The 20,533-nt window shown below is 44.1% G+C and carries 16 protein-coding genes; 7 read left to right on the top strand and 9 right to left on the bottom strand.

Features of this window, described 5'->3' with window-relative positions:
- Window positions 1–7: 7 nt before the first annotated feature.
- On the bottom strand, window positions 8–2,950 hold the full coding sequence (locus PN836_RS15560; RefSeq protein WP_395339949.1) for a sigma 54-interacting transcriptional regulator: 2,943 nt from the start codon (window positions 2,948–2,950) through the stop codon (window positions 8–10).
- A 241-nt stretch (window positions 2,951–3,191) separates the two neighbouring features.
- Between PN836_RS15560 and PN836_RS15565 the strand changes: the two genes are divergently transcribed.
- The gene (locus tag PN836_RS15565; RefSeq protein ID WP_395339950.1) at window positions 3,192–5,549 is read left to right on the top strand and encodes an ATP-binding protein; all 2,358 of its coding nucleotides are present in this window, start codon (window positions 3,192–3,194) and stop codon (window positions 5,547–5,549) included.
- Window positions 5,546–6,871: a 3-deoxy-D-manno-octulosonic acid transferase gene (locus PN836_RS15570; RefSeq protein WP_395339952.1), complete on the top strand. Its 1,326-nt coding sequence runs from the start codon at window positions 5,546–5,548 to the stop codon at window positions 6,869–6,871. The genes PN836_RS15565 and PN836_RS15570 overlap by 4 nt, the downstream gene beginning before the upstream one ends.
- Here the strand turns inward: PN836_RS15570 and PN836_RS15575 are convergent.
- Window positions 6,868–9,081, bottom strand: coding sequence for a M3 family metallopeptidase (locus PN836_RS15575; RefSeq protein WP_395339954.1), 2,214 nt, complete (start codon window positions 9,079–9,081; stop codon window positions 6,868–6,870). The genes PN836_RS15570 and PN836_RS15575 overlap by 4 nt on opposite strands.
- A 148-nt stretch (window positions 9,082–9,229) precedes the next feature.
- The gene (gene purU / locus PN836_RS15580) at window positions 9,230–10,072 is read right to left on the bottom strand and encodes a formyltetrahydrofolate deformylase (protein ID WP_395339956.1); all 843 of its coding nucleotides are present in this window, start codon (window positions 10,070–10,072) and stop codon (window positions 9,230–9,232) included.
- 117 nt (window positions 10,073–10,189) lie between these two features.
- On the opposite strand from purU, the gene PN836_RS15585 reads away from it, so the two are divergent.
- A complete protein-coding gene (locus tag PN836_RS15585; RefSeq protein WP_395339959.1) occupies window positions 10,190–10,363 on the top strand; it encodes a hypothetical protein in 174 nt (57 codons plus the stop codon).
- A gap of 126 nt (window positions 10,364–10,489) precedes the next feature.
- Window positions 10,490–11,212, top strand: coding sequence for an acetoacetyl-CoA reductase (gene phbB, locus PN836_RS15590; RefSeq protein ID WP_395339962.1), 723 nt, complete (start codon window positions 10,490–10,492; stop codon window positions 11,210–11,212).
- A gap of 21 nt (window positions 11,213–11,233) precedes the next feature.
- Here the strand turns inward: phbB and PN836_RS15595 are convergent, their stop codons facing one another.
- A complete protein-coding gene (locus PN836_RS15595) occupies window positions 11,234–12,448 on the bottom strand; it encodes a lytic murein transglycosylase (protein ID WP_395339963.1) in 1,215 nt (404 codons plus the stop codon).
- A gap of 331 nt (window positions 12,449–12,779) precedes the next feature.
- Between PN836_RS15595 and PN836_RS15600 the strand changes: the two genes are divergently transcribed.
- The 3 genes from PN836_RS15600 (at window position 12,780) to PN836_RS15610 (ending at window position 14,954) form a co-directional block, all read left to right on the top strand.
- Window positions 12,780–14,138 (top strand): type II toxin-antitoxin system HipA family toxin, encoded by a 1,359-nt coding sequence (locus PN836_RS15600; RefSeq protein WP_395339965.1) that lies wholly within the window; start codon window positions 12,780–12,782, stop codon window positions 14,136–14,138.
- Window positions 14,131–14,403 (top strand): helix-turn-helix domain-containing protein, encoded by a 273-nt coding sequence (locus PN836_RS15605; protein ID WP_395339968.1) that lies wholly within the window; start codon window positions 14,131–14,133, stop codon window positions 14,401–14,403. The genes PN836_RS15600 and PN836_RS15605 overlap by 8 nt, the downstream gene beginning before the upstream one ends.
- Before the next feature lie 215 nt (window positions 14,404–14,618).
- Window positions 14,619–14,954: a DUF3427 domain-containing protein gene (locus PN836_RS15610; protein ID WP_395339969.1), complete on the top strand. Its 336-nt coding sequence runs from the start codon at window positions 14,619–14,621 to the stop codon at window positions 14,952–14,954.
- Window positions 14,955–15,436: 482 nt separating this feature from the next.
- Here PN836_RS15610 and PN836_RS15615 read toward each other — a convergent pair whose 3' ends face one another.
- The 5 genes from PN836_RS15615 to PN836_RS15635 all read right to left on the bottom strand — a co-directional run bounded on the left by PN836_RS15615 (window position 15,437) and on the right by PN836_RS15635 (window position 20,532).
- Window positions 15,437–16,657 carry a polyhydroxyalkanoate depolymerase gene (locus PN836_RS15615; RefSeq protein WP_395339972.1) on the bottom strand — a complete coding sequence of 407 codons (1,221 nt, stop codon included), beginning with the start codon at window positions 16,655–16,657 and terminating at the stop codon, window positions 15,437–15,439.
- Window positions 16,658–16,804: 147 nt separating this feature from the next.
- Window positions 16,805–17,149, bottom strand: coding sequence for a phasin family protein (locus PN836_RS15620; protein ID WP_395339974.1), 345 nt, complete (start codon window positions 17,147–17,149; stop codon window positions 16,805–16,807).
- Window positions 17,150–17,200: 51 nt separating this feature from the next.
- On the bottom strand, window positions 17,201–17,920 hold the full coding sequence (locus PN836_RS15625; protein ID WP_395339976.1) for a phasin family protein: 720 nt from the start codon (window positions 17,918–17,920) through the stop codon (window positions 17,201–17,203).
- A gap of 189 nt (window positions 17,921–18,109) precedes the next feature.
- Window positions 18,110–18,535, bottom strand: coding sequence for a polyhydroxyalkanoate synthesis repressor PhaR (gene phaR, locus PN836_RS15630; protein ID WP_395339978.1), 426 nt, complete (start codon window positions 18,533–18,535; stop codon window positions 18,110–18,112).
- 197 nt (window positions 18,536–18,732) lie between these two features.
- The gene (locus tag PN836_RS15635) at window positions 18,733–20,532 is read right to left on the bottom strand and encodes a PHA/PHB synthase family protein (RefSeq protein ID WP_395339981.1); all 1,800 of its coding nucleotides are present in this window, start codon (window positions 20,530–20,532) and stop codon (window positions 18,733–18,735) included.
- Between the last annotated feature and the right edge of the window lies 1 nt (window position 20,533).

Below are 20,533 nucleotides of genomic sequence, written 5' to 3' on the forward strand. Positions count from 1 at the left end.
TAAACCTTTATAGTAATCGCTTTAACTTATACAGGGTGGGCTCGCTAACACCCACTAGTTGAGCCGCCTGGCTCATATTAATTGGGCCTAGTTTAAGAATTGTCTCCAGTAAGCTGATCTTGATCATATCCAGCGGAGCGTGAAGTTTTACTTCTTCATCAACCAAATCTTGTATGAGGGTCTGCAATGGCTCAAATGAGCGAGGGAGGGCTGGCAGTGTTTGTGATTGGAACTTTAAAAGCTTTCGGCGCGCCGTGCTCACAGGAATTTGCAGTAAGTGTGCAATATCTTTGTTTGTTTTATGCGAAAGCGAAGATAATTTAAATACCTGCTGTTCCAAATAGCAGCCTATCTGTGCATGGGATAGCTCTGGTTGAGACATCACATCAATCAGGAATGATTCAAGCGCTTGAGACCATCTATGCCGCCACTTAACAACAGCGTCATCGACGGTATCGCTTTCTTTCAAAGCTTCATCATTGATGCTGCCTTCAACTGGCATGTGCGATGAATGCGTGTCTAAGGCTTCGCTATCGACTGCCGCTGGTGTTGTTTTGACCAACGTTGTGGATGTATTGGCGGGTAAAGTTGTATAAGTGCTCACTGGCGGTGAAGCCGGACTGTCTATACTCAAATTCAAGTCATCAAAACGAACTTCATCGTTTTGGCACATTAAACTAGCCTGCATCAATTTATTTTCAAGCTCCCGTATATTTCCCGGCCATTGATATTGCTTCATTTTTTCGAGAGTAGCTTGAGATAAATATTTATTGCTCGTCTCAAACTGGCTGGCAAACTTGGCGAGAAAGTGCTGACTAAGTAAGTCCAAATCCTCTAGCCTGTCGCGAAGGGGCGGGTTGTTAAGAGTCACTACGTTAAGACGATAATACAAGTCTTGTCTGAAGTTGCCCTTATCCACCTCATTTGCCAAATTACGATTCGTGACAGCGATTATTTTCACATCGACCTTTATCGACTTATTTCCCCCTACAGGCGTAAAATGCTTTTCTTGCACAAAGCGCAAGAGCTTAGGCTGCATTGCCAACGGCAGCTCGCCAATTTCGTCTAACACCAAAATTCCACCGTCGGCCGCCTGAATTTTGCCTGTGTTGCTATTTTGCGCGCCTGTAAATGCGCCTTTTACATAGCCAAATAACTCAGACTCAATGAGCGTTTCTGGAATTGAACCGCAATCGACAATCACTAAGGATTGTTTGTTGCGAGGGCTTAAATTATGAATTGCGTGGATAAGCTTTTCTTTACCTGTTCCACTTTCTCCGCTTATCAACACCGTGGTGTCGGTTTGCGCGGCGCGTTGGGTTTGGGAAACTAACTGTTGCATTTTTTGACTGCGGTAGACCAGTGCGCTGGATTTTAACCCCGTTTTGAGCGTATCTAACTCGGAGGCTAATTGCGCGTTTTGCTGTTCTAACCTTCGATTAAGCTCATCTTCCAGTTGACTACGTTTTAGCGCTTTTCCTAACTGTCTGGCGAAGCCCGCAAATAGCATGACCGAGTCGTTCGTTAAATCGAGCGTATCGCCTTTTCCAATTAAGAAAAAGCAGGCCTTGAGCTCAGCGCCAATCGGTATAACCAAATAACGTTTTTCGCTTTTTTGCTCTTGAATATGGTCGCGTTTTTGCAAAGCGTCTGAGCACAGCGATGCTAGATTTTCTGCGTCAGGCAGTTTTGTTATAGGGATCGTCTCTGTGTCGGCCATATCTGAAACCGATACGGCTTGGCTAAAACTGTCGCCCTTTTCTGGTGAATAGATCCCCGCATATTGAAATTCAAAGGTATACGCTAGGCGTTCAATCACGTTATTCAACAGGCGACTAAATTCGTGTTCATCCGCAATAATCGATGAGATGTCCCAAAGCAAAAGCATATTGCGGTAATTAGTGACGTTATCAGGCGTGAAAATTCCGCCCATGTAATTAAAATCTTGTTCTTCGTGATTAAATTTATCCGCTTCCCATTGCACAATGCTGGGTTTATCGGACACTTGCGCAGCTTTAAGTGCTCTCTCAGCACGTGAAATGGCTATGGAAGAAGGGGAACTTCCGTCATCGGTAAGTTCCTCACTACGGATGTGTGCAATGCCAAAGTTAAAGGACAATCGTATGGCGTTTCGAAGGTACGGACGATTGTGCAATTCTGCTTGTAGTTTCTGAGCCAGAGCAAGACCTTCATCGATGGAGTTGGCTTTACTCGCAATCCCAAACAATGCCCCGCCAAATCGGCACGCAAGGTCGTCAGTGCGGGTGTTTTGATAGATGATAGTTGCGATTTCGTTAAGTACTTGGTCTCCCTTTGCTTGTCCAAATTTGCGATTCACAATTTGAAAGTCGCGACAGTGGATCATGCACAAGTTCATCCCGCTGCTGGCTGCTTGCTCATCGATAGTATTTTGCAAGGCGGTTCGCGATTGTAATTTTGTCAAGCTGTCTTCGGTAAGCGCATGTAGCTGATTAAAGACCTTCAAGCTATCTAAAATGCTGGTACAAAGGCTTAATAATAATTGTTGTGAACTAACATTAGTTGCTTTGCTATCTGGCTCCGCCAATGCGAGTAACCATTTGGGTAAGCCTTTGGTTGAAAATAATTCTAAGTTCAGGCTACTGGCTTGGTAACTGGTTGTGACAGCCTGCCTTCGCTCACCATGGATTTCGTTAGCTACATTGATTTGAGCCTGTTTGTCTTTAATTACAAGCGTCACTTTTTGTTCCAAGATAGATGAAACAAAAACGGAATATTGCTGCCATTGGTGTTCTATTTCATTAGTGAAAAGCTCGTTTTCGCTCTGTTCTAGTGCTTTTACATCGGGCGATAGTCCCCCTATCGTATGGCGAATGTGTGGCTTGTTCGAGCGCAGGATAATGCACTCAGACTCGGTGAGGACTTTTACACTATTGATGAGTTGTTCTTTGACTCGGTCCGTGGGTTTCATATAGCCTTTTTACAAAGCGAAATATTGACCATTTGTCATAACGCGTAAACAGCATTTGCGCGAGTAATCTCAATAAGTGGTCAGTGGAAATTATGTCTTACTCTGGTTATCGGCTTAGCTCAGATATTTATTAGTTTCCAATAGCGTTGTTCGATATGCTCAGACGCTTTGAATAGTCTGTTTCTTGATTGCATATTAGCAAGCCATCCTTGCATTACCGCTAGGAGTGATTATTCTAGTCGTGACTATCGTAATTCAAACTTCGGGTTTTATTAAATTGCAGCGCAAACTTGACCTTGAAAAAGATCTTACTGAAATATTCGACGCATCCTCTAGCGTTGTAATCTTATTAGATAGTACAGGCACTATTTTATTCAGCAACTTGGCGATAGAAGAGCTGTTCGGTTACGAAAAAGCTGAAATCACTGGCAATAATATCGCAGTGCTGGTACCGCCAAAATATCGAGCGAAGCATGCGGATTTCGTGCGCAAAGTCAACGCTCAAGGTAGCTCAAGAGATATGGGCCAGGGTCAGTCATTTCCTGGAGTGCATAAGAGTGGCCACGTTGTATATGTGAGCATAGGCTTACGCCCCTTGATGTTAAGAGGTGAGCAACTTACCGTCGCCACCATTACAAAATCTGATGTCCTTAATGAAACGGTCAGCTCACTGGCGCAGTCGCAGCTAAAAGAAAACAATGAAGTGCTCGAAACCACTGCGAAGATAGCAAAGCTTGGGTTTTATTCAGTAGATATGCGCAATAATAAGTTAAGTTGGTCTCAAGAAGTCTTCAATATTCATGACTTGCCCGTTGATCACGATATCTCTATAGAGGAGGCTTTTAGCTATTACGCGCCGTCTGCACGCCCCCGTATTCAAAAAGCGGTCGAGCAGTGCATGCTTAGCGGGGATCCCTTTGATTTGGAGCTGCCATTTACGACCGCAAAAAAACGGGATATTTGGGTCAGAGCATTGGGTTACCCTGAATATGAAAATGGCGAGCCGATTAAGCTTAAAGGCGCGTTTCAAGACATTACCCATATGCGGCAAGCCGCGATTGAGGCTAATCAAGCTATGCGCACCAAAAGTGCTTTCTTAGCGAATATGAGTCATGAACTTCGAACGCCTATAAATGGCATTCTTGGGATTTCGGAACTGCTTGCTGATACGCCTATGTCTGATAAGCAAAACCGTTATATCAAGCTCATTTCTCAAAGTGCAAATTCCTTGTTGTATTTAGTGAACCAAGTGCTGGACTACAGCAAATTAGGCGCGAACAAACAAACGCTTCGCAAACAAGTGTTTTCTTTACGGGCAACCATTGAAGCGGCTTTATCTATCCATCAGCTTGAAGCTCAGCGTAAGCACCTCGATTTCTCCATAGAGATAGCAAAAGATGTGCCCGAGTTGATGGTGAATGACGTTGAGGTGCTCAAGCAGGTGATAAATAATTTGTGTAGCAATGCCCTTAAATTTACCGACACTGGCAGCATTAAAGTCGAGATTTATTTAAGCGACGAGCAATTCGTACGGTTTAAAATCAGTGATACAGGTATTGGAATTGAGGCTAAGGATTTAGAGCGTTTGTTTGTTGAGTTTAATCAGCTTGATAACAGTTTTTCTCGCGCTCATGGCGGTTCAGGCTTAGGTTTGACCATAGCCAAACAGTTGGTTGAGCTCATGGGCGGTAAAGTGGGTGTTGAAAGTACGTTTGGTGTTGGAACATCATTCTTTTTCACTTTGCCCATTGTCACATCAGTGTCCTTGACAACTGAAAACACACGGTTTTCAGGTGCAACGCATTCGCACGAACAAGGCGAGTTTGTACCAGACATCATTTTACTGGTCGAAAATGAAAATCAAGCACAGGTTTTTGATGATCTAGCAAAAATGTTGGGTGTGAAGATCAAAGCGGTACTCGCGCTTCCCGCTTTGATCACGAGCATTAAATCAGAAGATAACTGGCGCGTGATTGGCTTGTTTACACTGCCAGACAGCATGCCCTTGCGAACTGTTTTGAGGTCTGTTGCGAGGGTAAAAAACAATTTGCAGCATATCTGTCTAAGCGAGAGCTTGTTGCATTCCTCAAAGGAAAAAACCGGCATTGAAGATTTTCAGGTTGATATCATTGAGGCGAGCGAGACAGGAGAGTATCAACATCAACGCGCCATCGAGATGATGATTAATAACTATCAACATTTCTTGGCAAGGGCCAATTACCGTTTAGAAGGGAAACGGATACTGCTTGCTGAAGATAATGAGATAAATCAATTGGTTAGCTCACAAATGTTGCTTGATTTAGGTGCTGATGTCAGTGTTGCCCAAAACGGTGAGGACGTGCTAGCAATGCTTGAATCGGGAAAGTGTTTTGATGTGATTTTAATGGATTGTCAGATGCCTCGCGTAGATGGATATCAAGCTGCCCAGAGAATAAAAGCCAACGCTAGTGACTCGGTGCGAAATCATACGATTATTGCTGCCACGGCTCACGGTTTGCAAGAAGATATTGAACGTTGTTATCAGGTGGGGATGAAGGATGTACTAGTGAAACCCTTTACTCGTCAGCAATTACTTGACGTGCTAATTAGAAATCTATGAGCGCGAGAAAAAACGAAAAGCTCACTGAAGCAGCAATACGGTATGTGTATTCGTTTGTCTTGCTGATGGTATTGCCATTGTTGTTACTGTTGTTTCGCAAAAAGCTAAAGATGAAGCATGTGGAGGGCCCCAAACGTTCTTTTATGGAGCGCTTTGGCAAAGTGCCAGATTCCTTTGTTAAAAACAGTGTTCTGTTTCACTGTGTTTCCATTGGTGAGCTCAATGCAGCGAGTGGTCTTATCAAAGTCATACAAGCAAAACATCCTGAAAAAACGATAACAATAAGCACAAGCTCCACCACTGGTGCCGAGCATGCCTATGCTTTATTTGCAAATACTGTACAACATGTATTTTTGCCGATAGATATACCGTGGTTTATGTCACGCTTTTTAAAGAGCTTGTCACCCAGCTTAGTACTGGTAACGGAAGTCGAAATTTGGCCAAACATGCTTGCTCAATGCGCTCAGCGAAACATACCGACCTGCCTAATAAATGCCCGCTTGTCTGAAGCCTCTCTTCCGACTTATCGACGTCTGCGTTGGCTGCTTAGGCCTGCATTGAAAAAATTTGACCTTGTATGTGCTCAAAGCCAACAGGCATTTGACAACTTTAGACAGCTGGGCGTGTACAAATCTCAGATGAGGCTGACTTTAAACATGAAGTTCGATCTTGAGTTAAATCCTTCTGACACTGAAAAAGCAGCATGGCTTAGTCGGGTATTAGCAAGTCAGCAAGGCATATACCTACTTGGCGCAAGCACACATGAAAGTGAAGAAAGCTTGATGTTGAACGTGTATCAAGCGCTGAAACAGGCGCATCCGGGCATGACGTTAATTTTGGTGCCGCGTCATCCGCACCGATTTGACGAAGTGTACCTGCAAATCAAAGCAAGTGGTTTGTCGCTGACCCGCTTAAGCCATGTAAAGTCAGATAAAACGTTAAGCGCGCCTACAGATGTAGTGTTGGTTGACATGATGGGGCAGTTAAAGGCTTGTTACAGCATATGTGATGTGGCCTTTATAGGCGGCAGCTTCGTTCCCAAAGGCGGTCACAATGCCTTGGAGTGCGCCCTATATGGAAAACCTATGGTAATGGGGGAGAGCATTTTTAATAATCCATATATTGTTAGCATGTTAGCAAGCAAACAAGCGCTTAAACTTGTTGCAAACGAAAGCGAATGTATCAGCGCATTTCGAGATTTGTTAGCGGACCCGCATGCGGCACGAAAGCGCGGTCAGAAAGGTCTTGAGGTATTAAATCAGAATCGCGGAGCGGTGCAGCGTACCTACACCGAAATCTCCGCGTATCTAAAGTGGTTTTAGTCACCTTCGCTACTGGTAACCGGGAATCCACGGTCACGCATCAATGCCTCTACTTTTGCATCTCGGCCTCTGAATTTACGATAGGCTTCTTCCGGATCCATCGCATTTCTTACTGCGAACAAATACTTCACTAAACGCTCACCCAATTCTTCATCGTAGTATCCCCCCGGGGCTTGTGCGAAGGCTTCGGCTGCATCTGAGGTCAGCACTTCAGCCCACATATAGCCATAGTATGCTGCTGCATATCCTTCACCTGAAAATATATGACCAAAATGCGTGGAGCGATGTCGCATGACGATCTCTTCTGGCATACCGAGTTTAGTGAGCTCCTCGCGCTCAAAGGTATCTGGCTCAATTAACGCCGGATCTGTCGTGTGGTAAAGCAAATCCATAATAGCAGACGCCATATACTCAGTAGTTTTAAAACCTTCATTGAAGGTAGAGGCTTGTTTAATCTTCGCAACGAGTTCTTTAGGAATGGCCTCGCCAGTCTGATAGTGGACTAAAAACTGATTAATCACCTCATCGGTTAATAGCCATCGCTCAAGCAGTTGCGATTGAAACTCTGTGTAGTCTCGCACGCCAGAATGAGAAGAGGGGTAGACTACATCTGCCGCTAAAAAATGTAGGGCGTGACCAAATTCATGGAAATAGGTTTCGGCATCATCCCAAGATATTAGGGTGGGTTCACCTTCTGCGCCTTTTACGAAATTGGAGTTATTAGACGATAAAACGGAAGTTTCACCATCAAAAGTCGTGTAGCTTCTGTAGGTGGTTGCCCAAGCGCCAGAGCGCTTTCCTTGTCTGGCAAAGGGGTCTAAATACCAAAGCCCGATAAACTTTCCGCTGGTTTTATCTGCCACTTCCCACACCTTTACGTCCTCATGAAACACGGGGACTTTTCCATCAGGCACTGGCGTAAACTCAAAATTGAACAAGCGACCGGCAACATAAAACATAGCGTCGCGTAATTTATCCAACTGCAGGTATTGTTTTACTTCATCAGAGTCCAGCGCGTACTTATCTTGACGAACTTTTTCTGCATAAAAGCGATAATCCCATGGCTCAATAGTGATGTCGTCTCCTTGAGCATCCGCAATTGCCTGCATATCGGCGACTTCTTCTTCCACTCTAGCAATGGCAGCGGGCCAAACTTGCTGCATCAGATTCATTGCGTTTTCAGGATTTTTCGCCATTCTATCTTCCAGACGCCACTGGGCATAATTGTCATAACCCAAAAGACTAATGCGCTCATGGCGTAGGCTTAAAATCTGCTTGATGATATCGTTATTATCAAACTCATCTGCGTTATCGCCTCGACTATAGTATGTCTTCCAGACTTTTTCTCGCAGGCTTCTGTCAGTGGAGTAGGTTAAGAATGGATCCATTGATGAGCGCGTATTAGTGATTGCATACTTACCTGCTTGCCCTCTCTCCTCTGCCATGCCAGCAGCGGCTTTTATGAAAGAGTCAGGGAGGCCGTCCAATTGATTTTCATCTAGATACAGCACATAGTTTTCTTCATCGGCCAGTATATTATTGGAAAATTGCGTATGAAGGCTCGCTAGCTCTTGATTGATTTGTGCATAACGCGCTTGGTCAGCTTCGTTAAGCAGGGCACCATTTCTAACAAATTGATTATAAGCCATCCACGTAATACGTTGCTCTTCGGTTGAAAGCGTCTTCAGCTCTTCGCTTTCGTACACTGCTTTAACGCGTTCAAACAGGGCTTTATTTTGGGAAATTTTTGATTGATAGGCGGAAATTTCAGGTGCCATTTCGCGTTGAATCGCTCTAAACTCTTCAGATGATTTGTTTGAAGCCCAGATACCCCAATACGTAAACACTCGTCTAAGCTCAGTGGAGGCGCGTTCCATTTCAACAATGGTGTTAGCAAAATTTGCTGGCTCAGGATTATTTGCAATCGCATCGTAATTGGCCAAAGACATCGCCATGCCTGTTTCAAGCGCTGGCTTCAACTGGGATAAATCCATTTTGTCAAACGCAGGAACACCGCCGTAAGGGCCTTCGAAGGGCGCCAACAGTATATTTTCAGTGGCTTTGCTAGCATCCACATCAGCATTGTTTGTTTGTGAAACTGCTGGTTCAGATACATTTGATTGAGTATTTGCACCGTCTGGAGCGGGTGTGCATGCGCCAAGGGCGATGATCACTGACGCTGCCACTGCGCATTGAATGGGGTATTTCATTTCTGTCGATTCCTGATATTAGTTTAGGTATGAGCCTTCATCTGGCAATAAATATGCCTGACTCTTTTATATTTAGTCGGAGACAGCCATCATAGGGCGGGCGAATTACACCGATATAGTCACATTATTACCTTTAACGCGGGCGGTATCAATCAAACACAACCGTTTTATGCTCGCAGATAATGACGCGTTTTTCTAAGTGATAGCGTAAACCATTCGCTAATGCATTTATCTCGCAGCGCTTGCCTTTGCGCACCATATCTTTTGCACTGTCGCTGTGACTGATGCGCATGACCTCTTGCTCAATGATCGGCCCTTCATCTAAGTCACTGGTAACGTAGTGGCATGTCGCACCGATGAGTTTGACGCCTCTATCATAGGCTTGCTGATACGGTTTGGCACCCGCAAATGAGGGTAAAAAGCTATGATGTATGTTGATGATTTTACCCGCGTATTTTTTACACATATCCGGTGGAATGATTTGCATAAAACGCGCAAGCACGCTGACGTCTGCATGATAGCGCTCAAAAAGCTCATCCACTTGGGTAAACGCTTTTGCTTTGTTCGAGAAGTCGACATAATGGAATGGCACTTTATACCAGTCGGCGTATTGCCTCATTTTTTCATGATTGGCAATAATGCATGGAATGTTGCAGTCGAGCTCTCCGGTATGCCAGCGGTGCAATACGTCATTTAAACAATGCGATTCATGGCTCGCTAGCAACACGACGTTTTGTTTGACACCCGACTCGCTCAATGACCAATTCATTTCAAAGGTATTTGCTATATCTGCAAAATCCTTACTCAAAGCCTCAACATCGATGGAGTCGGCTGCAATTTCATGACGCATAAAAAATCGGCCAAGATGTTGGTCGGTATGATGACTAGCTTCCAAAATGTTGACACGATGAGCGGCAAGAAACTGCGAAACGGCGGCAACTAGGCCAACTTGATCAGGGCAATCGATAACAAGACGAACGGAAAGGGACAAAGACAAACTCCAAATTGTAAATAAATCAATGGACTACGATTTGTTTAAAAAATACACTGAACTGAGGCACGCTTATTGCGTAAATAAGACTATGGTCTTATACATTTTTCTTGCATTATGAACGCATACATCGAAAAAGCTATAGTTACTTATTGCGATACTAGCCAAACCCTCATCGCAAGGCAAATTGCATACACCGCCCTAACCAATGCTGGCTTTACCGACGCTGATCTAGAGCAAGTATTAAATCAAGGGCCAGAGTCTGTGCCCGTGATGGTGTTTCTAGCCTAAACTAAAGTGCATTCTTCCTTTCGTTCGTCCAACTAATACACTAAAGTCGAATAACAACTATTTCGTAAACGCGATATAAACGGTACTGAGCACGTTTATTTAGCACATTAATAAGGAACAGTGGTTATGGCAAGAGTAGCGTTAGTGACAGGCGGCACACGCGGTATTGGTGAAGCAATATGCACCACATTAAAGGCAAAAGGATATACGGTAGTCGCAAACTACGGTGGCAATGACACAAAGGCTGCTGAATTCACTTCAAGAACATCCATTCCAGCAATAAAGTTTGATGTTTCAGATTTTGAAGCCGTGCAAAGCGCGATTGCGTCAATTGAAGATGAGTACGGGCCTGTAGATGTACTCGTCAACAACGCAGGCATTACACGCGATGGCACCATGCATAGAATGACATTTGAACAATGGGATGCCGTCATTCAGACCAATTTAGCTTCATGTTTCAATACATGCCGCGCCGTTATTGAGGGGATGCGAGAGCGTCAGTTTGGACGCATCATTAACGTTGGCTCGGTAAATGGTCAGGCGGGTCAGTATGGACAAGTCAACTATGCGGCAGCTAAATCTGGGATCCACGGCTTTACAAAAGCACTGGCATTAGAAGGCGCGGGTAAAGGCATTACGGTCAACGCTATTGCGCCTGGCTATGTCGATACTGACATGGTCAGAGCGGTACCGGAAGATGTGCTCGCAAAAATTATCCGTACTATTCCGGTGGGTCGTTTGGGCAAACCAGAAGACATTGCGAACAGTGTTGCCTTTTTAGTTGACGATGAATCGGGCTTTATTACTGGCTCTACTTTATCCATCAATGGTGGCCAGCATATGTATTAAGGCACCTGCCTGAATACATGCTTACATGGCGTTCAGTTTTTCTATTGTCGCATTAGATGGGAAGCCATCAGCAATTAAGCCATTCTCTCGTTGAAAAGCTCTCAGTCCAGCCCGTGTGGCTGGACCGATAATGCCGTCCGCGCCGCCTACATCAAAACCCAGGGTATTTAGCTTGCGCTGTACTTGCGCCATTTGCGTAATGCTATAAGTCGGCAGTTCTGGTAATGCCGCTGATAAGCCTGCACCACCAGCAATACGGTTTGCTAATTGTCCTACTGCGATCCCGTAAAACTGAGAGTTGTTCCATCGTAATATGGTTTTAAAGTTAGCATAGGTCAAAAAGGCCGGGCCCTCAGCGCCTGCTGGGACCAACAGGCCCGCTTCAATATCTGAATCAGGCAGGGCTTCGGCACTCGGCAGCGTTATTCCAAGCTTGGACCATTGGCTTAAAGTCTTCTTGTTACCGCCCGCTAAGGTGTAGTCGAAATTTTCAGGCAAAACCACTTCACGACCCCATCGTAATCCGGGCGTCCATCCTAAGCGCCATAAAAAATGAGCGGCAGAGGCTAGGGCATCCTTCTCGCTTTCCCATAAATTCACTTTACCGTCGCCGTCACCATCAATGGCATAATTGGTATAGGCGGTGGGCATAAACTGCGTGTGGCCCATGGCGCCTGCCCATGAACCTAGCATCTGTTCTTTGCTGAGCTCTTCTCTGTCCATAAGTTTAAGCGCTAAAAACAGCTCTTGCGTGAAAAAACTGGCTCGACGAGGTTCGCAGGCTAGTGTCGCTAATGAGTCGAGCGTCGACATCTTTCCTTTGTAGCCGCCGTAATTGGTTTCTAAGCCCCAGAAAGAAATGATGTAATGGCCGGGGACCCCGTATTTTTGAGTGAGTTGCGCTAAAAAAGGTTTGTACTGTTCATACTTTTCTTTGCCTTTTGTTATTCGCCACTCATTAACGCGCTTACTAAAGTAGTCGGGGAAAGTAGAGACAAACTCAGGTTGAGAGCGGTCTAACTCAATCACGCGTGGAACAAAGTTGAGCGACGCAAATTCTTTTTCCACTCGAGCTTGGCTAACGCCAGCGTCGATAGCGTCTGACGCTTTTTCGGCTAGACAAGATGAAAATGATTGGCGTTGCTCTTCTATGTACTGCTGCAGCTCGTCCGCCATTGATTGAATAGCAAACAAAGATAGTGCAGCACATGTAAAAAATTGGTTCAGCTTTATCAAAACATTCCTTAGTTTTATGGGCAAGCTAAGTAATAGATAAACTGTAAGCAAGTTAGTTCATCAAGGCAACACAACTTTTCACATGATCGTCGTATTACGAGATGAAGCGTCATGGAGCGCTCGCTACTTTGCGTATTTATTGATGAACTCATTCACGATGATAAGGATACTATGCATCTGTGCCCAAAGACCAATATCGGTAGTTTGATTTCGTTAATGAAAACCTGAGCTAAGTATAAAAGTAGTTTGTTACCGAATGTATGCTAATATTGCTATCATTAAGTAACAAACTACCGAATGTTGTGTTTGGAAGTCACGCGGACGATACGGCATGCAAAAATTGAGTCTCCAGCTATACAACAACGCACAGTGGCATGATGCCGCAGAAGTCTGCTTTTACGATACGGATGCCGCAGGCAGAGTGACCATTTCCTACACGCATGCTTACTTAGCAAATTGCCCAAGCTACGACGCTATAGACTGTTGGGCATGTAGCGTAAATGCACCGGTGACAATCAATCCTGCTGACTTTGCAAGATGGCCTGCTCTGTTTGATGACCTTTTACCAGCGGGCAAATCTAGGCAATGGTGGTTAAATTATCTCGATGCTTCTAGAGACGATGAGTTTACGCAAAACCTAAAGTTACTCGCAAATGCATGCGCCTCGCCCATCGGAAATCTGCGAATAAAAACAGAAAAGGACTCGCAAGAAGTAAATCAAAGTCAAAGGTTTTCGATTAAAGACGTTGTGCAGCTTCAGTATGATTTTTTAGAATATGCAAATGAGCAAGGTGCGGCAGTATGCGGTGCCACAGGTGCTGGCGGCGTTGCACCAAAGCTACTCCTCATGGTTGAAGAGTGCGCTAAAGCAGCGAGTAAAAGCAGCAAACGTGTGTATATAGACGGCGATTTTGCTGGAAAGCCATTGAATGCAAAACCATACCTCACAAAATTTGCCAGAAACGAGTGCACCGAGCGAGACAATCAAATACTTAAGGCCGAAGGCAGTTATTATCGCTCACTAAATGATGTGCTAGCAGATACTACGATTGCAACCATTGATGTTGACAATATGTTGACACTTGAGCACGAGGGGCAGGTAAGCCTCTGGCTGCCTCGTTTTGACGTCGAGATAAAAGAGGGGCTAGCCCATCGGGTCGGTGTGGAGAGCATCTACTCCATGTTAGATGCAGCAGCTGGAAGTTATCAAGACCATTTTGAAGTGATTGAGTCTATTTGGACTAAAATTCAGCCATCAACAAGGATGAGCAGTGACGAGTTTATTAAGCAATATGTGAGCAGAGACTTACTCAACTTGGTGTATGGCAACTCTGATAACCACGGTCGAAATATTTCCTTTCTGAAAAGAGAGTCCGACATTTGCTTTGCGCCAATTTATGACTTTGCGCCCATGAAAGCCGATCCTGAAATGGTGACGCGGCTATTTAAATGGGGCGCAAACTGTGAAATGGCTGGCAAAGTTAACTTTATAGATGTTGCCCAACATCTAGATGCATTTTGCAAACCACGGGTGCTTATTGATTTTCTAAATAGCCTCGCCAATAAGCTATTAGATTTACCAAACTCACTTAAAACCCACGGCTGCCCAATTGAAATCATTGAGTTTCCTGCAATTGGGTTTAAAAACACCGAGGCTCGCCTTAAACAAATGGGTTTATTGTATGACTAAATCACTTTATGAAGAGCGTATTGAAAAATTCGATAAAATTGAACGCGCGCTTAACTCAGGCGAAGCGACTATCGGGCAAGCGATAAGAATGATTAGAACCGAACTCTACTGTATGACCCAAAGTGATTTTGCCAAATTTTGCGGCATATCTGACAAAACATTGCGTGACATAGAGCGAGGTAATACGGACCCTCGTTTATCTATTGTGAGTAAGTTGCTTTACAGAGGAGGGTTTAAGCTTGGCGCCAGCAGAATTACAAAGTGATTAGTGCAGATATTGCTTGTGACCTGCATTAGACAAAAAGACATCGTCATATTATCCTGGCAAAAAAGATTAAGTTCCTATGAAATCAATTGAAGTCGTTGCTGCTGTAATCGTTCGTGATGGAGAGTTCTTAAGCGTCCAACGAGGGCCTGCTAAGCAAAAAGCATAGTGCATTTAGAGGACAGGGTGTTTATAAGCATGGGAACAACCTGTTTTTGTTTATAGCTCTGCACAAAGATGAAGACGATATCGCATATAAGGACAAATTTATCTCAAGGACTCGAATGCAGTGGGACAGTCCTAATTCGAGCCGCCCTGATAAAGGACTTGGAAGAGAAATCATAGAACATCAGAAAAACGGATATGTATTGCATTTATTTGTTCGCAAATTTAAAGAGATCGATGGAGTCGTTCAGCCATATATTTACATTGGCGGGGCAAACTATAAATCACATAGCTATCGCGCTCAGTCAGAACCCATTACCTTTCAATTGCGCTTAGAACAGCAAGTACCACCAAACATTTACGCTGAATTCACTAGCGAAGCATGATTAGGTATTTATGACTTATCCAATTTTCGCAAGATGCCCAAATCCATACGTTACTGCACCAAGCACGCCAAAGACTCCGTAGAACATTGCAACAGCATTGGGTTTGCTTCCATGCATAGCGATTGCTACAGCCGCATTTCTAAGAAAGGTATGGCGCTCAATATTGGCAAGGAGTCTGGTTGTGATGCGCGCTTATTCGTTTTACGACCAGCAGGGTTTGGATGGCGCATAAACCTACAATAGAACTGCATATTTGCCGACATCAACCGCAATGAAAGGCGCACTATTAACCTGAATCCTGTTTAAGGAATGGTGCAAGCGATTGTTTTACATGCCTAAATTAATTTTTACACTCAGTGCTGCTATAATTGTGAAATACAAGGCGCAAAAGTCACGTAATAGTTATTCTATTGCTGGCTTTTGCAAGGCAGTAATTCGCAATTCTAGCGGTACTGAGCGCCGTTTCTTAAACAGGATTCAGGTTATTTAGCATACTTATTGATAAACTCAGTCACAATGGGGCGAATGTTTTTACGATACATCGAACCGCTGAAAATACCGTAGTGCCCGGCGCCAGGTTGAACGTGATGTTTTCGCATCTTTTTAGGAATGCTGCGACAAATATCTTGAGCAGCTTCGGTTTGCCCTAGCCCGCATATATCATCATTTGCGCCTTCTACGGTTAGCAAAGCGGTGTTGTTGATGGCGTCGAAATTGACAGGCTTTCCTTGATAGGTAATTGAGCCGTTTGCAATTTCATTATTCTTGAATATGCGTTCAATGGTCTCTAAATAAAATTCCGCTGGCATATCAAGCACGGCCATATACTCATCGTAAAAGGCACGGAATCTATCGGCATCTTCATCTTCTCCGAACAAAAGGTTTTGGAAGAAGTTTACGTATTTTTTCATATGGGTTTTCTGATTCATTGATATGAATCCACCCAGTTGCATAAAGCCAGGGTAAACCTGTCGTCCTTCGCCCGGATATCCCACCGGCACTTGCATAATCGCCACATTTTTGTACCAAGACATGGGATGACGATGCGCAAACTCATTTACCCGGGTTGGGTTTTGGCTAGTATCAAGTGGTCCAGCCATTAAGGTTAGAGACACAGGTGTGTTTTTGTTGTTTTCTTCTGCCATCACTGCAGTGGCAATGAGTGCCTGAACGGTTGGCTGGCAAATCGCTATCATGTGCGTGTCTTCGCCTAAGAAATTTAGAAAATCAATGAGGTAAGAAACATAGCAGTCGAAGGAGAAAGGCCCTTCCTCAAGCGGTACTTCGCGCGCATCCGCCCAGTCGGTAATGTACACTTCATGCTCCGGGAGAAGTGCCTCAACTGTTCCTTTTAAAAGCGTCGCATGATGGCCAGATAAGGGCGCGACTAGCAGCACTTTATCTTTGTCTGTGTGACCGATGGTTTTAAAGTGCATAAGATCACAAAACGCTTTGCTCATCACCACCTCTTCGCTCACCCGATATTTTTTCGCGGCAATGGTGATTTCGTCGATATTAAATCCGAGCTTATCATATCGCCTTGTTACACGCATTGCGGTTTCAAGGCTGGCTTTGGTCAAACGGCCCGACCAAGTATACGAGAAAGGGTTGGAGGGATGTGATACAAGGTCACTTACAATGCTCAAGCCTTCGTTCATCATTTGGCCACTGCGGGCAAGATAGTCATAAGCCTGATAATTCATTTTACTACTCCAATCACGGTGTTTCTTCAACTTCGCGGAAAAAAAAACTCCAATCAAGAACCTGTTGATTAGAGTTTTTAACAGCATCAACTTATCATCGATGCTAGCACATTAAAGCGGCTGTGTTCCTTTAAAAGGAAGATAATATTACTTAGCGGCAGCTGTCACTTTAGACGTCACTTCTTCGCTGATATCTTTGAGCATTGCGCCCGCTTTTTGCTGAGCGCCACTCACTAAAGTATAGGTTTCTTTAGCTGATTCAGTGATAGTTTGCTGTAAGGTTTCTAGATACGCTTTCTGCGCTTCTGCTAGGCTCATTACGTCTTTTTGTTGAGCTGCGGTTTCTGCGAATGATACGCCGCTTGACAATAAAGTGGTGAAAAGCGCGTTTTGCTTTTCAGCAAGCTCTTGCAAAGTGTTCATGTTAAGCGTAGCCAGTTCAGTTACAGGCTTAAGCGACTCTTTAAGTTGTTCGTTGATTTGTTCTAACATAGTGTTATCTCCGGGTGTTTTACTTTAGTTAAGTGTTTAATTTTACTTAGTTTAGGCTTTCTTTGAACTATCTGCTTTTACGTCAGCAGGACTGAGTTCAGCAACTTTTTTCTTAGGAGCCGCCTTTTTAGCAAGTGCTTTTTTAGGCGCTGAAATGGGCGTTGCTGCAGGTTTTTTTGCAACTGGCTTCTCGACAACGGGTGGTGTGGCTTGCGCTGTCACTGTTTTAGCTGCAACTGCTTTCTTTGCAACTGGTTTTTTCGTCGTTGGCTTTGCTTTTACAGGTGCTGCTGCGGTTTTCACCTCAGCTTTAGATGCTGCCTGCTTGGCTGGCGCTTTTTTTGCCGCTGTTTTTTTCGGTGCTGCCTTTTTTACTGCTGGCTTTTTAGCAACTGGACTTGCAGCGCTCTTTGCACTTTCAACGGCTGTGGTAACTACTGTTTTGGCGTCTTCGCTCACATCTGCAAGGGTGCTCTTCACTACGCCCGCCATTTCATTACTCATTTCAGAGATTGCGCCGTAGGTTGACTTTGATGCACTGGTTAAACGTTCTCTTACGGACTCAGCATATACTGAGTGAGCGGCAATCATGCCTTTTAGCTCGGTTTGATCGCTCAAAGTTTCAACAAGCTTAACGCTGTCTGACATGACGCCTGAAAAGAAAACGGTTTGCTGCTTAGATACAAGCTCTAAGGTTTTCGCATTCATTTCGAGCAAAGTACTGGCTGGCTTTGTGGATTTTTTCAATTGTTGTGAAAAGTTACCAAACATTATTTTGACCTCATTGAATATTAAAAAGTGCGAAATCACATTTTGCTGCGCTGCAACATCGCTGATGTTCAAATAATAGACAATGAGAGGAAAAGATCAAGAACTTTTTTGTTGCAGTGCAACATTTTTTCAAATTAGAACGAGCTTTAGAGATGGTTTGGGCTTAACGTATTGATTTATATAATTTTATTATTTATTGCGACTTTTGTCGTACTTCCAAGCCTCCATATTCTTTTCCATCATTTTAGTAAACATTCCGATAGGGGAATTGTCGACCATGTTTTGCATCATACCCTGTACTTTATCTTGCTGCTCGATAAACTGAACAAGGCTTTGTTCTAAATACTGACGCACGAAGACCTGCATGTCGCTATCATAAAATCGTATGAGGCTTTTGAGGAGGGCATCTGTTAACAATGATTGATGCTCATTGGTTTCAGACTCGCTTATAATCTGTAGTAATACGCTTTTAGTAATATCGTCGCCGCTTTTCGAGTCGACAATACTAAACTCTTCACGATCATTGATTAAGTTTTTAATATATTCAAGGTTCACATATTGGCTTTTTGTTGTGTCGTACAGTCTGCGATTTGGATATTTTTTTATAGTAATCAAGCCAAGTTCCTTTAATTAGACGCACCGCAAATAGCTGCGCAGTCTTTATTGACTATGCAAGTGTACACTAAAATCATGTACCTCTGCGTGTTGATGCTACAAATCATTTAAAGGTCAAACATACCATAGGGACTAAAGCATACAAAAAAAGAGCACTTAGCTCTTTTTTTTGATAAAGGCGACCTAAAAGGTAGTCATTATTCTAGGCGCTTGCGCACGTATTCACCGGGTGCATCGCAAATGCTAGGGAAGTCTTCTTGCGAGCCAGGCGCGACTGCGGACTTTCGCTTGCCTGCTTGAGGTTTCAGCCATTTGTGCCAGTCGTGCCACCAGGAACCGGCTTTTTCTGTGGTGCCTGCGAGCCACTGCTCTGCCGTTTCGCAAATCTCTTCGTTTACAAAGTGTGGATATTTTCCGCCGTCGATAGGGTTGATCACGCCTGCAATATGGCCAGAGCCAGCAAGAACAAATCGCGTATCGCCAGTCACATGTTTGGTGCCTTCGTACGCGCCTTTCCATAGGACGATATGGTCTGCTACCGTGCTCAAGAAGTAGGTGGGTACATCAATATTAGCTAAGTCGATGGGCATACCGTCAACAACAATGGCGCCCGGCTCAATGAGTCTATTTTCCCAATAGGTCATACGCAGGTATTGTTTGAAGCAAGCAGCAGGAATATTGGTTGAGTCACTGTTCCAATATAAAATATCAAAAGGCGCGGGGTCTTTGCCTTTTAAATAATTGTCGATAAAAAACGACCAGAATAAGGAGTTTTCGCGCAACAAGCTAAAGCTCATAGCGATAATGCGCCCGTCAAACACGCCCTTCATCTCCGCGTTTTGCTCAATAATAGGCAGCATATCTTGACTGAAGTAATTGCCCACTTCGCCAGGCTCAGAAAAATCAAGTAGGGTAGTCAGCAATGTGAGTGAAGCGATACTCTCGTCTTTTAAACCGCATAAATAAGCGGTAGTCACTGCCGATAGTGTGCCGCCTACACAAAAACCTGTCAGGTTGACCTGCTTTTGTCCCGTAATACGCTTTATTACTTCAATAGCTGTGAGCGGGCCTTTGCGCATGTAGTCAAAAAAGTCATTATCTGACAGCTCAGCGTCTGCATTGACCCACGAAATCATGAATACATTATGCCCGCTGTCAAGTAAGCCTTTTGCCAGTGATTTCTTTTCCTCAAGGTCAAGAACGTAGTATTTATTAATGAATGGCGGCGTAATCAACATAGGAAGGGTATGTTGAGTCTTTGTGGTAGACGTGTAGTGAATGAGTTCAATAAGCTCATTGCGATAAACCACTTTGCCCGCTGTATAAGCTAAGTTCTCGCCAATAGTGAAAGCATTCGCATCGGTTTGGCGCATTTTTAAGGCTTCTAGCGGACTTTCTTCTAAATCTTCAAGATAGGCCTGCATGCCTTTCATTAAAGACTGTCCTTTTGTTGCGAGAATTTCTTCGCAGACATCAGGGTTGGTCAATACAAAATTGGTCGGAGATAAGGAGTTTACATATTGGCGAGTATAAAATTTGGCCTGCCGCTTGTGTTTTGGGTCGGCAAACTCAATGCTATCAACCATATTCGTCATCATTTCTGAATTAATCAGATAGCTTTCTTTGATGTAGTTAAAAATAGGGTTTTCATCCCACTGCTGATGTGAAAAACGTCTATCTTTGCGTTTCTTTGTCTGATCATTTGACCCACTCTTATTTTCAGCGTCGTCTGCAGCTTGCCCCATCATGACTTTGCTTGCCTGTTGCCATAGTTCGTTTTGCTTTTGCATGTAATCAAATTGGTGCTGCATCAGTCGGTTTACATCTACTTTCGTTTCACCCTTCAGTAATTCTTCAAATCGCTCTTGGCTAAAAGGATTAGGAAAACTATCTGCACCCTCTTTGCCTGCGCGGGTAAGAATTTCTTGTGCCATGGAGTTAAATACGCTGGCGTATTTATCGAGATAGCCTAAAATTTCGTTTTCGTCAGTGCCCATG

The sequence above is a fragment of the Ningiella algicola genome, assembly GCF_028401415.2.
GTDB lineage: Bacteria > Pseudomonadota > Gammaproteobacteria > Enterobacterales > Alteromonadaceae > Glaciecola.

What these genes read in the sequence shown, in the direction of transcription:
- PN836_RS15600 (WP_395339965.1), top strand. Translation starts at nt 12,780, where the DNA reads ATGCAAAAATTGAGTCTCCAGCTATACAACAACGCACAGTGGCATGAT.
- phbB (WP_395339962.1), top strand. Translation starts at nt 10,490, where the DNA reads ATGGCAAGAGTAGCGTTAGTGACAGGCGGCACACGCGGTATTGGTGAA.
- PN836_RS15585 (WP_395339959.1), top strand. Translation starts at nt 10,190, where the DNA reads ATGAACGCATACATCGAAAAAGCTATAGTTACTTATTGCGATACTAGC.
- PN836_RS15560 (WP_395339949.1), bottom strand. Translation starts at nt 2,950, where the DNA reads ATGAAACCCACGGACCGAGTCAAAGAACAACTCATCAATAGTGTAAAA.
- PN836_RS15620 (WP_395339974.1), bottom strand. Translation starts at nt 17,149, where the DNA reads ATGTTAGAACAAATCAACGAACAACTTAAAGAGTCGCTTAAGCCTGTA.
- PN836_RS15625 (WP_395339976.1), bottom strand. Translation starts at nt 17,920, where the DNA reads ATGTTTGGTAACTTTTCACAACAATTGAAAAAATCCACAAAGCCAGCC.
- PN836_RS15605 (WP_395339968.1), top strand. Translation starts at nt 14,131, where the DNA reads ATGACTAAATCACTTTATGAAGAGCGTATTGAAAAATTCGATAAAATT.
- PN836_RS15615 (WP_395339972.1), bottom strand. Translation starts at nt 16,657, where the DNA reads ATGAATTATCAGGCTTATGACTATCTTGCCCGCAGTGGCCAAATGATG.
- PN836_RS15570 (WP_395339952.1), top strand. Translation starts at nt 5,546, where the DNA reads ATGAGCGCGAGAAAAAACGAAAAGCTCACTGAAGCAGCAATACGGTAT.
- PN836_RS15575 (WP_395339954.1), bottom strand. Translation starts at nt 9,081, where the DNA reads ATGAAATACCCCATTCAATGCGCAGTGGCAGCGTCAGTGATCATCGCC.
- PN836_RS15635 (WP_395339981.1), bottom strand. Translation starts at nt 20,532, where the DNA reads ATGGGCACTGACGAAAACGAAATTTTAGGCTATCTCGATAAATACGCC.